The sequence below is a fragment of the Paenibacillus sp. J22R56 genome (genome assembly GCF_056269375.1).
The window spans coordinates 39,540-54,495 of record NZ_JBWDNV010000002.1 but is presented as its reverse complement, the minus strand read 5'-3'; the positions used below and the strand labels follow the sequence as shown (position 1 = coordinate 54,495).

The window sequence follows — 14,956 nt, the reverse complement described above, 5'->3', positions numbered from 1 at the left end:
TTTCAAAACACTTCTTTATCCTCTTTTACCAAGCTTCTATATTCGGATGGGGTTGCTCCTGTTATCTTCTTGAATACTTTGGAGAAATATTTGGGATCCGTAATTCCAACCAGCTGTCCAACTTCGGCAGCTTTCATCTCTCCAGCAAGAAGTACCTTTGCTTTCTCAATACGTACTCTTGTTACATATTCCAGGAAGCTTTCTCCCACTTCTTTCTTAAATAAATTCGCAAAATAGTTTTTGCTTAAATGAACAAATTGACTAATCGATTGCAGAGAAATTTCCTGCTGGTAATGCTGTTGAATATACTGCGTGGCTTTAACAATACTGTTCCGATCACTGTTGTAGATACGAATCATATGATCCTGCAGCTCGGCGAATGCCTGGATAAACCACTCCCGGCTTTGTTTTATCGTCTCAAGCTTGGATAGTTGATCAAAATATTGCTTTTTCAGGTGGAGCACTTGATCTTGGTCATTGGATACATCTGGCCACATGGAAGTTAATATCATTAGCAGCTCAAGCGATATGATCTGTACAAGATCCGGATCCTTCCGTTTGCCCAGCTGATCAAACAAACTTCCCACATATTCGTTCAGTTCTTTCGTTTGTAATCCATAAAGAAGAGTATGAAGATGCGACTGGCTCACCTTGATTGGTGTGCTGCCATCCTCTTTTGCAGCGGTTATCTCCGAATAGGCAATTACTTTTCCAGTCCCCTGAAACAACCTTTGTCTGGCAGCAGCCGTAGCCTGGCTATAGGCCTTACTTAATTCCGTCCATTGACAAGCTTTGCCACTCAATCCAATGGTACAATCCAGCCCATAGCCATCCGCCAAGTTTGATAAAATGCTCCTCGCCAGCTGCTTAGCCCAATTTTCATCCAAATCTGCTTGCGTACCATTCGCACTACTCGGAATAGGCAGAAGAACGTTTATTTCCCCTTGCTTATCTGCAAAGACGGCAAATTTCCGATCCCCCCCTAAGTGCTCAATCGTCTCATGAATGACATACTGCTTCTCAATAAATCCACGGTCTGTCGAATGAATAAAAATATGCAGGAGATACGCAGGCATGTGCAGCTCACCAAGCTCTGCTTCCTCGAGAATAGCCTTTCCCTCTTCATATGAACTGCCTTCGATCAGCCCCAGCAGCAGCTTTTCCTTGCGCGCCGGCTCGTCGATCATTGCTTTTGCTCCCATCGAATCGAGTGAGACCTTCACATTCATCAGTGCTTTCTCGAAGTCCCGAGGCATCATATCCGACTTAATCAAATATTCGGATACACCATGGCTAATCGCTTTCTGAGCATATTGAAACTCTTCGAGATTGCTTAAAATGATAATTTTCATCGCGTATCCGCTGTTCCGCACTTCTTTAATGAGCTGAATGCCGTCCATGATTGGCATCTTTATATCCGTGATGAGAATATCAGGCGGATTCAGATGAATGAGCTCCAATGCCTCTTTCCCATTGGCAGCTTCGCCCGTCACCTCTATTCCTGCCTTTTCCCAGTCGATCATAGAACGAATGCCATAACGCACAATAAATTCATCTTCCACAATTAGTACCCTGTACATCAGCTGAATCTCTCCTATTCCAAGTAAGGAAGCCGGATTGTAATGACGGTGCCCGATTCCGGCTCGCTTACAATATCGATGCCATACGCCTTGCCGCTGATCAGCTTAATTCGTTCATCAACGTTAGCAAGCCCGATTCCCCCCGTCTTTTCGCCCGTCTCATGATGCCTGAGAAGACTCTTTGCAAAAGCAGGATCCATTCCTTTTCCATTATCGGAAATTTGGAAGCGTATACCTCCATCCGATCCTCTCACACAGGTAATATCAATTTGCCCCTGCTGCTCGGAATCGGAAAAAGCATGCAAAATGGCATTTTCGACGATTGGCTGGAGGATCAGCTTAGGTGTCTGCAAATGACGGACCGCGTCCTCTACGTAAACATTGGTCTCGATATTATAATGAAAGCGGAACCTCTGAATACCGAGATAGCACTGTACATGCTCGATCTCCTCTTCTACCGTTACCGTCTCTTTGTCTTTGTCCAGGCTAATCCGCAGCAGACGTGATAAGAGACTAACCATCTCTGCAGCATTATTCGCTTTCTGGATTAGTGCCGTCCACTTAATGATATCAAGGGTATTATATAGAAAATGAGGATTGATCTGCGCCTGCAGCGCCTTCAGCTCCGCATTTCTCTTTTGGTTCTGCTCCTCGTATACAGTCTTCAGCAGCTCATCGATCCTGGCGACCATGTAATTAAAGTTGCTGCCTAATATATCAAACTCGTCGCTATGCTTCCTCACCTGGAAGCGAACGGTCAAATCTCCCGACATAACCTGCCTCATCAGCCGGATCATCTTAAGGATTGGGTTACTAATGGAATTGGCTAAGAATATAGCCGTCACAATGGATAAGACAATACACAGCAGCGCAATAATCCAGAACATTCGAAGCAGCCGGTCAGAATCCTTGTACAAGACCGATTCGGAAATGACATTTACAACGATCCAGTCGTTGGTATGCAGCTTTTTGAAATTAACAATCAGCTTTTTCCCGTGTTCTTCTAGAGGAAAACGAAACTCGTCCTGGCCGGAGTGTACAATCTGACTATAGCCTTGTTCACCAAGCACCTCACTTACATTTCTCCCAATCATGCTATTGTCGCCATAAGAGACGATTTGCCCCTGCCCGTCTATGACGAAGCTTTGTATATCCCGATCGTTGTTCGTAGAGCTCGAGCCCAATTCTCTCAGCACTTCACCACGAATATCCAGTACAGCAATAATGCCTACCGGACTATCATCAGATGTCTTATATATCTGTTTGGCTAGCGAAAATACATCAACACTCTGCGTATTCAAGCTGTCTACATACGTATTAAAGCGAGTTGGGAACCATCTGAAATTACTTCCATCCTCAAGCGTCGTCAAGAAACCGCTTACGTCTTTTGGCGTACGGTTCTTCCAGCGGTAAATACCTTTTATATAATGATCCTTCGAAATAAACGATATGGATTGAATGTCCTGATTAATTGCAATAATGGTGGAAAGCTTTGTCGTGAGCGACAAGCTGTCGATATCATAGGAATTCGAGGAACTCGCCCGATCCATGTCCCGAAGCATCCTAACTATCTCTCCGTTATTGACGACCTGCATCATCAAATCTTTATAAATGCCAAGACGGGTATCGATATTATCTGCCGTCTGCTTCAGCAGCTGCTCCGAATACTCGGTTACCTTTTCATTAATGGTAGATTTGGAGAGAGAGTAGGAGATAGTTCCCATTATGATTAATGGTGTAAGGGAAAACAGAAATAAGAGCAGCATCCATTTGTAACGTATGCTGCTCTTCCATATATTCATCGAGGGCAAAGCCCAGCCGAACTTTTTTATCATTATTCCTCGTTGCTCCTGCAGGACACGCGGTTCACTCTTGCCAGCGACTTCATTGTCATTAGCCTTTCACTCCAGACATCGCCACACCTTGAACAATGTGCCGCTGAAGAAGTGCGAAAACGACAATCGTTGGAATCGCTGCAATGCCGCTCGCTGTCATGATCATATTTAAAGACATAATATTATTCGATAAAAAGGTAGGCAGTCCTGCCGATAATATCATATTTTCTTCCGATGTAATAGAGAGATATGGCCATAGGAAATTATTCCACGATAAAATAAGAAAGAATATCCCCACCGAGACCATCGCTGATTTCGTGAGCGGTAAGCAAATATTCCACCAAATCCGGAAATTTCCGCTTCCATCAATTTGTGCAGCTTCAATATAATCCTTCGGAACACCGTCCATAAACTGCTTGAGCAGCAGGATGCCGATTGGATTGGTAATACCAGGCAGAATAATCGCCCACTTGCTGTCAATCAGATTCAGATGCAGCGTTGTTTCATAAAGCGGAATCAGGATAGCTTCCGTTGGAATAAGGAGACCTGAAGTAATAACAATAAATAAGATACCTTTACTCTTAAACGGCAGCTTGGAGAACGAATAAGCCGCCAGAGAGCTGAGAAATATCGATAGCAGAGTTGTAATGACACCAATAACAGCACTGTTCCAGGTCCATCTTAGGATCTCGGAACCCGTAATGACCTTCTTATAATTGCTTAACGTCAAATCGGTAAAATGAACCCAGTCTGACATCGTATACACATTCGTTCCGTCCGGCTTCAAGGAGACTAACAGCATCCAGATGAGAGGGAATATGAATAGAATCGCCAGTACGATTGCAATGATGTTAACAGCCCACTTGTTCATGTTATTCCCCTCCATTCTTTCGATCCGTTAGTTTAAATTGAATGACCGCGATAAGCAGCATGATGATGCAAAATACGATGGACTGAGCCGAAGCAAGACCAAACATATCCTTCTTAAATCCCGTCACATAAATATAACGAATCATCGTATTGGTGGAATCACCAGGACCACCGCCGGTCATGATCTGAACTTGACCAAATAATTTCAAACAGCTGATCACCTGATAGAAAACCTGGATTTTCATCACTCGCGACAATCCCGGCAAGGTAATATACCAGAACTTGCTCCAAGCTCCCGCTCCGTCAATCGTAGCTGCTTCATAATGATCCTGAGGAATTTCCTGAAGTCCCGCCAGAAAGAGGACCATGACGAAGCCTACTGTCCACCAATCTGTCGCAATGGTAATGGCCCACCATACGAATCGGTGATCGGTCAGCCAATTAATATCCTGAGGCAATCCAAGCAGTCCTAATAAAGCATTTACCGGTCCATTTTTCGGGTCAAACAGTTTCAGCCAAATAAAGCTCATAACCGATACCGACATGACATACGGCAGAAAATAGACGGAACGAATTAGCGTCCTCATCCAAATCCGTTGATTAATAATTAGCGCTAAAATCAAGCCTAATACGATAACCGTTGGAGCACAGATGAGTACAAAATAAAATGAGTTCCATAAATACTTGTAAAAATCGCTGTTTTCAAAGATCCGCTTATAATTGTCTAACGCCACATACCGCTGCATCCCTTGAATATTCCACACATGCAGACTGATCCAGCCACCTCGAAGAACGGGCCACAAGTAGAAAATGATAAACGGGATCAAAAACGGCACTATATACACAATGGCCTTCAGTTCGGCTATCGCTTGAATTCCTATTTTTTTCTTACGCAGCTCTATCGGTTTCATCTCCATATTACGATCTCCTTGCTGTTCATTCATTAGGGAGCCGAGGCAGCAGAGATTTTATTCCCCACTGCCCTTGCTCTCCTTAGTGAGCCTGTTAGTTAGCTAAAATCTCGTTGATTTGCTTCTCCATGTCCTTCAGGCCATCTTCAGGCGATTCATTATGGAAAATAACGTTCTGCAGCACTTCGGAAATCGTCGTAATAATCGTTGTATAATTATCGGTTTGTGGTGCGAATTTCACGGTCTTCTGTGCTTCAATAAAGAACGAACGGTATGGCAGCTTGTTATACTCGTCACTGCTGGTCACGTTACTATTCGCAGGAACATGCCCTGCTTTCCCCCAAGTCTGACCGCCTACTTCAGAGAAGTACTTCATAAACTTAGCGGCTGCTTCTTGCTTCTCAGCCGAGACATACGAAGGAATAACAAGGGTGTGCGAGCTTCCCCAATGTGTCTGGCTGCCAAAGATTGCGGGTAACGGCATTGCACCGATATGCTTCGAATCATCACCTAGCAGCACGCCTGCTTCCCATACACCGCCAAACCAAAATGCGGCTTTGCCATTGCTGAACGTGTCCCAAGGATTCTTATCATTGATGTCGGCATATTGTTTCGTATAGATTTCATCATAGAACTTCAAGACACTTAGTGCTTTATCGTTGTTAATAGCTGCCTTCGTCATATCCGCAGACAGGATATCGCCGCCAGCCTCATAATACATATTCAAGAACGGCTCTTGGAAATATGGTGTGTTAACGGCCATTGCCTGCACATCCGGGACAGCTGTTTTAATTTGTGCCAGTGTATTCAAGTATCCTTCCGGGCTCATCGTGTCAAATTTAGGAGTCTCATCCGCATTTAGAAGATTAGCTTTTTTAAGAATGTCCTTATTGTAATAAAACATGTGGAAATGGGTGTCCAGCGGCACTGCATACGGTTTGCCGTCATACGAAACGCTTTCTATATTCGATGCACTGATCTGGCCAAGATCGAAGCCAACCTTAGTCGCAAGCTCATCGATCGGAACAAGCTGCTTCGCTTTCACGAATGGAGAAATCCGGTCAACGTGGGCTACGGCTACATCCGGACCTTTCGAAGAGGAAAGTGCAGTGCCAAGCTTCGCGTAATATTCGTTTGATTCCAGCCGCAGCTGCTTCACAACAACCTCTTGCTGGGAGTCATTAAAACCTTTAATGATCTGATCTACGAAATCGCCTTCCCCGCCGCCAAACATATTCCAGAACGTAATTTCTACAGCTTTGTTGCTGCCTGAATTCTGCTCATTTGCTTTGTTATTCGCAGCTTCGCCGTTGCCTCCATTATTGTTCGACGAACATCCGGACAGAGCCAAAGTCAGCGCCATTCCTGCGGTCAGCATGATTCCAGCTTTCTTTTTTGCTAACATGTTTCGACTACCCCTCTCATCTTAACCATGGTTGGGAAAGCGCTTTTACGAATATGTAAGTGCTTTCTTAATACACACTTTACCGTGTTTACTCCCTCAGCCAAACCGATAAAACGCTCAACTTAAGAGTACAAAAATAAGATTTCCTCACTTCTTAGCTGATCACAGGTAGACGATCTTACGATTGGTGTAGAAATGAAAGCAAAAAAGACCCTCATCCCGTAAATTGGAGATAAGAGTCGCGAATCAAGATCTTTTTATGGCAAATCAGGATGCTTAATGCTCCCTAAAACTGCTCCATCACTTAGTGATGTATACTCAAAACTAGCAAAATACTCTGCATCCTCTTCAATCAGATTCCAAACATTCTCATTATGAACGACTACTTTAAACTCTTGATGTTGCTTGGAGTTCGGATCAAATGCCGTTACCCAGTACTTATCTCCAGTAATACCCTTGTCAATAATTTGAATATAGGATGTTGTATAGGATTTGTTTCCAGAACAGCTAGTGAGAAGTATCGCAAATACGAATAATGAAATTGTAGCGACCCATTTATGCATCTTTAGTTCTCCTCTTGTTTGCGATGTCTTCAGGAAATACAAACCTGAGTACTTCATCTAAGTCCTGAATCACTCCATCTGCAACCACATCCAGAGTAGAATACGAATTTTTCTTCCAAAAAGCCCTCATCCCAACCGCGCGGCTTGCTCTTATGTCGGCATCTGGATGGTCGCCTACAAACACGGCATCTTCGGGCTGAACACCTAGTTTGGTTAATGCACGCTGGAAGATAGCGGGGTCCGGCTTCCGTAAGCCTTCCCATTCCGAGATGAGAACCTCGTCAAAGAAATGACTGATTCCGAGAGCTTTGAAATTATCATATTGAAACTGTCCGTAGCCATTCGATATTAAGGCTATTTTTACACCATGACTTTTTAGCCGGGAAAGCATACTGATCAGATTAGGGAATCCAACACAATGTTTTTGAAAATAGATAAGGTAATCCTGCAGCAACTCTTCCCAGCTCATATTTTGAATATGGAATTCACTTAGCAGCTGTTGATAGACCTTGTCCTTCCATACGTAACCATGCTGGTCGAGCTCAATAAATCGTTTTACGAAAAGGTCCTTCTCAACCAGATGAAACTGAGGAATTCGGTCATATTGGTCATTAACAAATAATTCAAGTGAAGTATCTCGATCGAGCAATGTGCCATCCAGATCAAAGAGTACTGCTTTTATCTCCAATTTCAGGAGTCTCCTTTATACTTCTATTTCAAACGGAATCGTTCTTTAATTAATTGGGCTGTTACATCTGGAGCAAGATCCTTGGTCTGTATTCGGATATAGTTCTTTCTCGTAATCTCACCAGGCAAAGAATTTAAACGATGCTGCTCCATCGATAGCATTAAGTTCTTTTCAGATTGCTCAACATCCCTTTTTGTTGGTTTGTGCTGCAGCCGATGTGGAGTTCGATTACGAATTAATCTCTCCTCAAGAGCAGCCTCAAGCTCAACAAAGCAAACCTCATGTCCTTTTGATTCAAAAATGGCACAAGTCTGCTCAATAAACTCCCAGTCATTTGGCTGATCGAATGCCCATACGTAGGTGAATATCAACCCTGCTTTGTCATTCTGAGCCATCTGCTCAAATATTTCTCTGCGAATCAAATCCGATATCCGCCACATCTCCGGACTAAATCCAAAATAAGGCTGAAGAAGCTCAATCGTCTGATGATTATGGAACAGCTTTAAAGAAGTGATTTTTTCAAGCTCGTGACCTATCGTCATCTTCCCAACAGCTTGTGGACCAAAGATTAGGATAAACTTCATTTCGCCATCTCCTCTTAGGAATTATAGCTTTGTATCAAACGTGAACAGCGTATGCTGTGGAACATCACCAGTAGGTCCCTTGCACTGTTCAACAACCACATTGTTCTCGTTAGCTTCTTGTGTGAATTTGATAGACTTGCACGATAATTCATATCCGACGCCATTGCTATAATTATCTCTTGTATTATCCATTCTAACTTTAATGGAGCCTTCCTCTGACTTCAGATCGTAGATGACATAACCTCCGTCAATTATAGGCGGGATAGCAATAAGATAATCAGCTTTCCCTTCATTAGATCTATCTACAAACCGCTGCATTCTCACCAGGTCCTCATGACCAAAAGTCTTCAGGATATCACTGCCTATCTTAGTTTGGGGAGCGGTTTGTTCAGAGCTAGAGCACGAAGATAAGCTTATACTAAAGAGAATTAGTAGAATGAATATAATATTCCTAATAACAGTACAGCCCCTTTTTATTAATTCACATCACCCAAATAACGAGTGTCACGATCCATGTTTTTTATTGGTTCGACAATGGCTTTTGGATATACCCTGATCTCATCAAGCTTGTTGATCTCGATCCATTCGATCCCCACTTGGTTCTCATCCGGAATCAACACATTCTCAAAGGTTGGATGAGCAGAAATGAGCGAGCATTGAAAATAAAACTCCACCTGATGCGCCTCGGAATCTGATTCTGCAAATTCGTGGTTTTTCCCGATATACTCTCGAACATAAATGAGGTCACCAACAGTCACCTCTTCACCCAGCTCTTCCAAACACTCTCTTCTCACTGCATCCTGCAGGTTCTCACTTAATTCCTGTCCTCCACCTGGAAAAATATAAAATAACCCGTCATCGTCTTTATTTACCGTCAATAAAATTCTCTCATCTCGAATAATAATAGCTTTAGCTGAGTTACGAATTGGTCTCATGTTAACCTCCGATTGTTCAAATGTTCTAAAATAACATTAATAAATTCTGTTTTGGCATCGGCATAAGCTAGCTTATTTGTATGATGCGCACTAGCCAGCATTTCCTTAAGCTGCTCATAATTCCTTCGAACCTCAGCATGCTGATTCAAGTGATCGCGAAAAGCAAGCTGTTTTAATAAATAAGGACTGCCTGTCTCGTACATATGTATTTGATGCGTTCTGGGCTCTCCTTTATTAAAATAGTGCCGGTCAGGCAATATATTGGTCCCTTTATACGAGTAACCGATCCTCTCCAAGCCTTCAATGCAATCGTAGCCTTGTTGATAGTCTGCTAACTCAATAGCGACATCAATAATTGGCTTTGCCTTCAGCTGCTTCACAGCGGTACTTCCGATATGATGGACAGCCACAATAGTTCCGCCTATCACGCTTTCGATTCTTTCCTTCTCTTTCAAAAACTCTTGCTCCCACTCCTCTGTCCAAGGAACAAGAAACACTTCTCCTTGCGGCAGACCAAGCATGTCCTTCACTCCTCATCGAACGAACTACAAATACCATATCCTGGGACTAATAATTATACTATGCCATGTTTAATATGAGAAGGAGGTTTAGGTACGATCTATGGGAAAAATAAACGAGGTTGAAATCCTTCCACCCTCAACACAAAGGGATCAGGAATGGCTGAAGGAACTGTGGGTACTTGCATGGGGTAGCGAAACCGTCATCTCCAAAGGAAAAGAGCATCATTTTCAGGATCATAATGCCGTTATAGCCTGGTTAGATGGCGCAAGGGTCGGCGCAGCTACATTTCGATTCAATGAAGATGAATGTGAGTTGGTGAGTATTAACTCGACCTTGGAGGGTTTAGGGATTGGAAGCAAACTAATCTCTGCAGTAGAGCAAGCGGCAAAGCAATCCGGAATTAATCGTATATGGATCATCACAACAAATGACAACGTAGATGCATTAAAATTTTATCAAAAACACGGCTATCGCATATCCGCCATATATCCTAATGCAGTAGTTGAGGCAAGAAAACAAAAGCCCTCCATCCCTCTCATCGGAAATTATAATATCCCCCTTCAAGATGAAATCGAGTTAAAAAAAGATCTATAAACAAAAAAGAGAAAGCGCAATAAAAACACGCTTTCTCTTTTTCTCTGTTCCCCTCCCCTAATGTCAATGCGGGGAGTCCTTTTGGGGGTTTGAGGGTTGAGGCCTAGGGGGATGGAGGGTTTGTATCTCCTGGAGGAGCGTAGCGCTCGCCTTTGCCATTCGTGAAATCTCGTTGAAAACGAGTTGATTCGAAATTTCACGATGGCAACAGCGGCCGGAAGGAGATACAAACCCGCCATCCCCTGCTCTTCCCTCAATTACACAGCCTCAATCGCTTTCCCCGTAAATTGACTATTATACAAATCCGCATAGAAGCCGCCTTGCTCAATAAGCTGCTCATGAGTACCTTGCTCAATGATCGAGCCTTGGTTCATCACAAGAATGAGGTCGGCATCACGAATTGTCGACAGACGATGCGCAATAACGAAGCTTGTTCTGCCTTCCATCAGATGGCCCATTGCCTTCTGAATGAATACTTCCGTCCGAGTATCAACACTAGAGGTTGCTTCATCAAGAATAAGAATAGATGGGTCAGCCAATATTGCGCGGGCAATGGTCAATAATTGCTTTTGCCCTTGCGAAATATTCGAAGCCTCTTCATTCAGGATCGTATCATAACCGTCCGGCAGCGTCCGAATGAAGTGATCGGCATGAGCAGCTTTGGCTGCGTTTACGACATCCTCTTCCGTTGCCCCTTCACGACCATAGGCGATATTATCACGGATTGTACCGTTAAAGAGCCATGTATCCTGAAGCACCATCCCGAACATGCCACGCAGATTACTGCGTCTCATATCGGTAATATTGACACCATCAATGGTAATCCGTCCGTCACTCAGCTCGTAGAACCGCATGAGCAGGTTAACTAGCGTTGTTTTACCAGCGCCCGTTGGACCTACGATAGCTACAGTCTGACCTGGCTGCACATCAATGTTCATGTTCTCAATCAATGTTTTGTCAGCGGTATAACCAAACTTCACCAGATCGAACTTGACAGAACCATTCGGACGAGCGACTGTTTTTGCAGGATTTGCCTCCAGCACTTCCTCTTCTTCATCCAGAAGCTCAAATACACGTTCTGCAGAAGCAATCGTCGATTGGATCACGTTCGAAATATTCGCCAGCTGCGTAATTGGCCAAGTAAACTGTCTCGTGTATTGAATGAAAGCCAGAATATCACCGACCTCGATTGCTCTCTTCGTTACGAGAATACCGCCAACGATGCTGACAAAGACGTAGCCAATGTTACCGATGAAACTCATGATCGGCATAATGATGCCGGAGATAAATTGAGCACGCCAGCCTGCATTATACAATTCATCATTCATTTTATTGAATTTCTCAATCGATTTATTCTCATGGCCAAAAGCTTTAACGATTTTATGACCGGTATACATCTCTTCGACATGACCGTTCAGCTTACCAAGCTCGGCTTGCTGCTTCACAAAATGCTTTTGCGAGCGTTTTGCAATTACAGCTGTTGCTGCCAAACTGACTGGAATCGTTAAGAATACGATCAACGTCATTAGTGGACTGATGGTGAGCATCATCACGATAATACCAACCAACGTAATAACAGAAGTAATAAGCTGAGTTAAGCTCTGCTGCAGCGTATTAGCGATATTATCCACGTCATTAACGACCCGGCTTAAAATATCACCATTTGACTTCGCGTCAAAATATTTGAGCGGCAGCCGGTTAAACTTCGCATTCACCTGTTTACGCAAATCATAGACGGTATTCTGCGCTACACCCGCCATCAAGTATTGCTGGATATAGCTGAACACGGAACTGATAATATACAAGACAACAAGAATAAGCAGAATTTGATTAATCGCGTCAAAATCAATACCCGGTCCGCCGGCTTGTTTCCCAAAAACACCTTCATACAGCTTTGTCATCGCTTTACCCATAATTTTAGGGCTCACGATACTAAATACGGTACTGAGTATAGCTGTAAGCAATACTAGCAACAGCTTGGTTTGATGCGGCTTCAAATAAGCCATTAAACGGAACAACGTTCCTTTAAAATTTTTCGCCTTTTGTACAGGCATTCCAAATCCACCAGGTCCGCCACCCATGCCTGGGCCTTTACCAGGTCCGCCCGGTGGACGACCATTACCTTTTTGTTGGCTCATGCGATCTCCTCCTCAGACAGCTGCGACGATACAATCTCCTTGTAGACACCGCATGTTTGCATAAGCTCTTTATGATTGCCGATTCCCGCAATACGCCCTTCGTCTAGAACAATAATACGATCGGCATCCATAACGGTACTTACACGCTGTGCCACAAGCATGACTGTCGCATTGCCAATCTCCGGCTTCAGAGCAGCACGCAGCTTCGCATCTGTCTTGAAATCCAGTGCCGAGAAGCTGTCATCGAACACATAAATCTCCGGTCTTCTCACCAATGCACGTGCAATGGACAAGCGTTGTTTCTGGCCGCCTGATACGTTATTGCCGCCTTGTGCAATTGGCGCATCATAGCCATTCTCCATCCTGCCGATAAATTCCGAAGCCTGTGCAATAGCAGCAGCATGTTTGATCTCTTCATCCGTTGCTTCTTCATGTCCGTAACGAATATTCTCCGCTACCGTGCCCGTAAAGAGAACTGCCTTTTGCGGCACAAACCCGATTCTGTGACGAAGATCCTCCTGTGACATATCTCTGATGTCCATGCCATCAATGATGACTTGTCCGTCATTTACGTCATAGAAGCGTGGAATCAAGCTTACCAGCGTAGATTTACCCGCTCCGGTACCGCCAATAATTGCTGTAATCTCGCCTGGACCTGCCTGGAACGAAATATCTGACAGCGCTGGCTGCTCTGCACCAGGATAGCTGAAAGTAACGTTTTTAAACTCTACATACCCTTCTTTACCGCTATTCTTCTTGGTTACCGCTTTGTCTGTCAAAGTAGGTACCATATCGAGTACTTCATTGATACGCACGGCCGATGCCTGTGCACGAGGAATCATAATAAGCATCATCGACATCATAAGCAGCGAGAACATGATTTGCATGCCATATTGGATAAAGGCCATCAATGAACCGATTTCCATGTTTCCGTTGTCAATCCGAATACCGCCGATTGCGATAATAACAATCGTCGAGATGTTCATGATCAGCATCATAAGCGGCATAAGAACCGCCATAATTTTGTTTACACGTACCGCAGTATCCGTCAAATCTGCATTCGCTGCATCAAACTTTTTGTTCTCATAGCTAATACGGTCAAACGAACGGATAACACGAATACCCGTTAATCCTTCGCGAAGAACAAGGTTCAACTTATCAATCTTCACCTGCATGGCTTTAAAGAGTGGAATCCCTTTGCGAACAACGAGGAAGATAGCGCCTGCAAGCACCGGAATAACGACTACAAATACAAGGGACAGCTTCGCATCCTTCGAAATCGCCATAATAATACCGCCGATACACATCATTGGTGCGGTAATCATCATACGAAGAATCATGATAAGCACTTGCTGCACCTGTGTAATATCATTCGTAGTCCGCGTGATCAGGGACGCCGTACCAATCTTATCAAATTCCTGCAGCGAGAAATTCTCGACATGTCCAAACACCTTCGTGCGGACATCCCGTCCAAACCCCATTGCAGATTTCGACGAAAAATAACTGGCCAGCACGGAGCATATCCCGCCTCCAGCCGCTACAAGCAGCATAAAGCCGCCAATCTTCCAAATATAAGCTTTGTCTCCTGTCGAGACACCCTTGTCAACGATATCAGCCATTAATGTTGGCAGATACAAATCAGACAACGTCTGAAGGAAGACGAATACTAACACACCAATAACAAATAGCCGAAATGGCTTCAAATAGCGGAACAATTTCAACATTAATTAATCATCTCCACCTGAATCGTTCAGATTCATTTGTTCGAAATAAGCCGTAGTCTTCTTAAGCAGTCGGGTTAAATGCTCAGTATCCTCTACGCCTAAATATTCAATAAGACCGTTCATCCGATCTAGAAAACCTTTTAATGCCTTCTTAGCAGTTAAATCTCCTTCTTCGGTCAGGGATACCAGGACCGCTCTTCTGTCTTTCGGGTCCTCTTTACGTTCGATAAGTCCCATCTCTTCCAACCGGTTGAGCAACTGTGTGACTGTTGGAGAGGTTACGCGCAGAAACCGGCTTAAATCCGATACTTTAATTCCTTCTTCCCCTTTGCCCATACGCTTGATTACAACTAACAGCCGAATCTCACTATGCTTCTGTTTAAGATCCAGCGGCTGATGATTCCAGTTCATTTTATTAAACAGCATAAACATTTCAATCAGTTTCCGCGCTGCGGTCTCTTCTCCACCGCCGGCCATTTAATCACCTCAACTTTAAATATGTAAGTCGCCAATTATTTTAGTACTCATATTAATTGGCTACCTAATTATATTTCAACATTTTACCCTCGTCAATCAAAATGAGATTTATTGCAGGGGATTCTTAGGA

15 protein-coding genes are annotated in these 14,956 nt (G+C 43.7%); 1 reads left to right on the top strand and 14 read right to left on the bottom strand.

The window, feature by feature from the left end; genetic code table 11:
- Positions 1-2: 2 nt before the first annotated feature.
- The 11 genes from AC0YNT_RS04000 to AC0YNT_RS03950 all read right to left on the bottom strand — a co-directional run bounded on the left by AC0YNT_RS04000 (position 3) and on the right by AC0YNT_RS03950 (position 9,892).
- Positions 3-1,580, bottom strand: coding sequence for a response regulator (locus tag AC0YNT_RS04000; RefSeq protein ID WP_475803461.1), 1,578 nt, complete (start codon positions 1,578-1,580; stop codon positions 3-5).
- A gap of 14 nt (positions 1,581-1,594) precedes the next feature.
- Positions 1,595-3,415 (bottom strand): cache domain-containing sensor histidine kinase, encoded by a 1,821-nt coding sequence (locus AC0YNT_RS03995; RefSeq protein ID WP_475803460.1) that lies wholly within the window; start codon positions 3,413-3,415, stop codon positions 1,595-1,597.
- 58 nt (positions 3,416-3,473) lie between these two features.
- Entirely contained in the window at positions 3,474-4,286 is an 813-nt protein-coding gene (locus AC0YNT_RS03990) for a carbohydrate ABC transporter permease (protein ID WP_475803459.1), read from the bottom strand.
- A 1-nt stretch (position 4,287) separates the two neighbouring features.
- On the bottom strand, positions 4,288-5,202 hold the full coding sequence (locus tag AC0YNT_RS03985) for a carbohydrate ABC transporter permease (protein WP_475803458.1): 915 nt from the start codon (positions 5,200-5,202) through the stop codon (positions 4,288-4,290).
- A gap of 88 nt (positions 5,203-5,290) precedes the next feature.
- Complete coding sequence (locus tag AC0YNT_RS03980; protein ID WP_475803457.1) at positions 5,291-6,601, bottom strand: ABC transporter substrate-binding protein; 1,311 nt, start codon at positions 6,599-6,601, stop codon at positions 5,291-5,293.
- A 257-nt stretch (positions 6,602-6,858) separates the two neighbouring features.
- Complete coding sequence (locus AC0YNT_RS03975; protein ID WP_475803456.1) at positions 6,859-7,164, bottom strand: hypothetical protein; 306 nt, start codon at positions 7,162-7,164, stop codon at positions 6,859-6,861.
- Entirely contained in the window at positions 7,157-7,852 is a 696-nt protein-coding gene (locus AC0YNT_RS03970) for an HAD family hydrolase (protein ID WP_475803455.1), read from the bottom strand. The genes AC0YNT_RS03975 and AC0YNT_RS03970 overlap by 8 nt, the downstream gene beginning before the upstream one ends.
- Positions 7,853-7,875: 23 nt before the next feature.
- Complete coding sequence (locus tag AC0YNT_RS03965; protein ID WP_475803454.1) at positions 7,876-8,436, bottom strand: AAA family ATPase; 561 nt, start codon at positions 8,434-8,436, stop codon at positions 7,876-7,878.
- Positions 8,437-8,457: 21 nt separating this feature from the next.
- Positions 8,458-8,754: a hypothetical protein gene (locus tag AC0YNT_RS03960; protein WP_475803453.1), complete on the bottom strand. Its 297-nt coding sequence runs from the start codon at positions 8,752-8,754 to the stop codon at positions 8,458-8,460.
- A 158-nt stretch (positions 8,755-8,912) separates the two neighbouring features.
- Complete coding sequence (locus tag AC0YNT_RS03955; protein WP_475803452.1) at positions 8,913-9,371, bottom strand: NUDIX domain-containing protein; 459 nt, start codon at positions 9,369-9,371, stop codon at positions 8,913-8,915.
- Positions 9,368-9,892 (bottom strand): GrpB family protein, encoded by a 525-nt coding sequence (locus tag AC0YNT_RS03950; RefSeq protein ID WP_475803451.1) that lies wholly within the window; start codon positions 9,890-9,892, stop codon positions 9,368-9,370. The genes AC0YNT_RS03955 and AC0YNT_RS03950 overlap by 4 nt, the downstream gene beginning before the upstream one ends.
- 100 nt (positions 9,893-9,992) lie before the next feature.
- Here AC0YNT_RS03950 and AC0YNT_RS03945 point away from each other — a divergent pair, with 100 nt between their 5' ends.
- On the top strand, positions 9,993-10,487 hold the full coding sequence (locus AC0YNT_RS03945) for a GNAT family N-acetyltransferase (protein ID WP_475803450.1): 495 nt from the start codon (positions 9,993-9,995) through the stop codon (positions 10,485-10,487).
- Positions 10,488-10,744: 257 nt separating this feature from the next.
- On the opposite strand, the gene AC0YNT_RS03940 is transcribed toward AC0YNT_RS03945, so the two are convergent.
- Genes AC0YNT_RS03940 through AC0YNT_RS03930 form a run of 3 tightly spaced genes read right to left on the bottom strand, consistent with a single transcriptional unit; the run spans position 10,745 to position 14,826 of the window.
- Entirely contained in the window at positions 10,745-12,625 is a 1,881-nt protein-coding gene (locus AC0YNT_RS03940; protein WP_475803449.1) for an ABC transporter ATP-binding protein, read from the bottom strand.
- Complete coding sequence (locus AC0YNT_RS03935) at positions 12,622-14,349, bottom strand: ABC transporter ATP-binding protein (RefSeq protein WP_475803448.1); 1,728 nt, start codon at positions 14,347-14,349, stop codon at positions 12,622-12,624. Before AC0YNT_RS03935 ends, AC0YNT_RS03940 begins: the two co-directional genes overlap by 4 nt.
- Positions 14,350-14,352: 3 nt before the next feature.
- Positions 14,353-14,826, bottom strand: a complete 474-nt coding sequence (locus AC0YNT_RS03930) for a MarR family winged helix-turn-helix transcriptional regulator (protein WP_475803447.1) — start codon at positions 14,824-14,826, stop codon at positions 14,353-14,355.
- Positions 14,827-14,956: the final 130 nt, after the last annotated feature.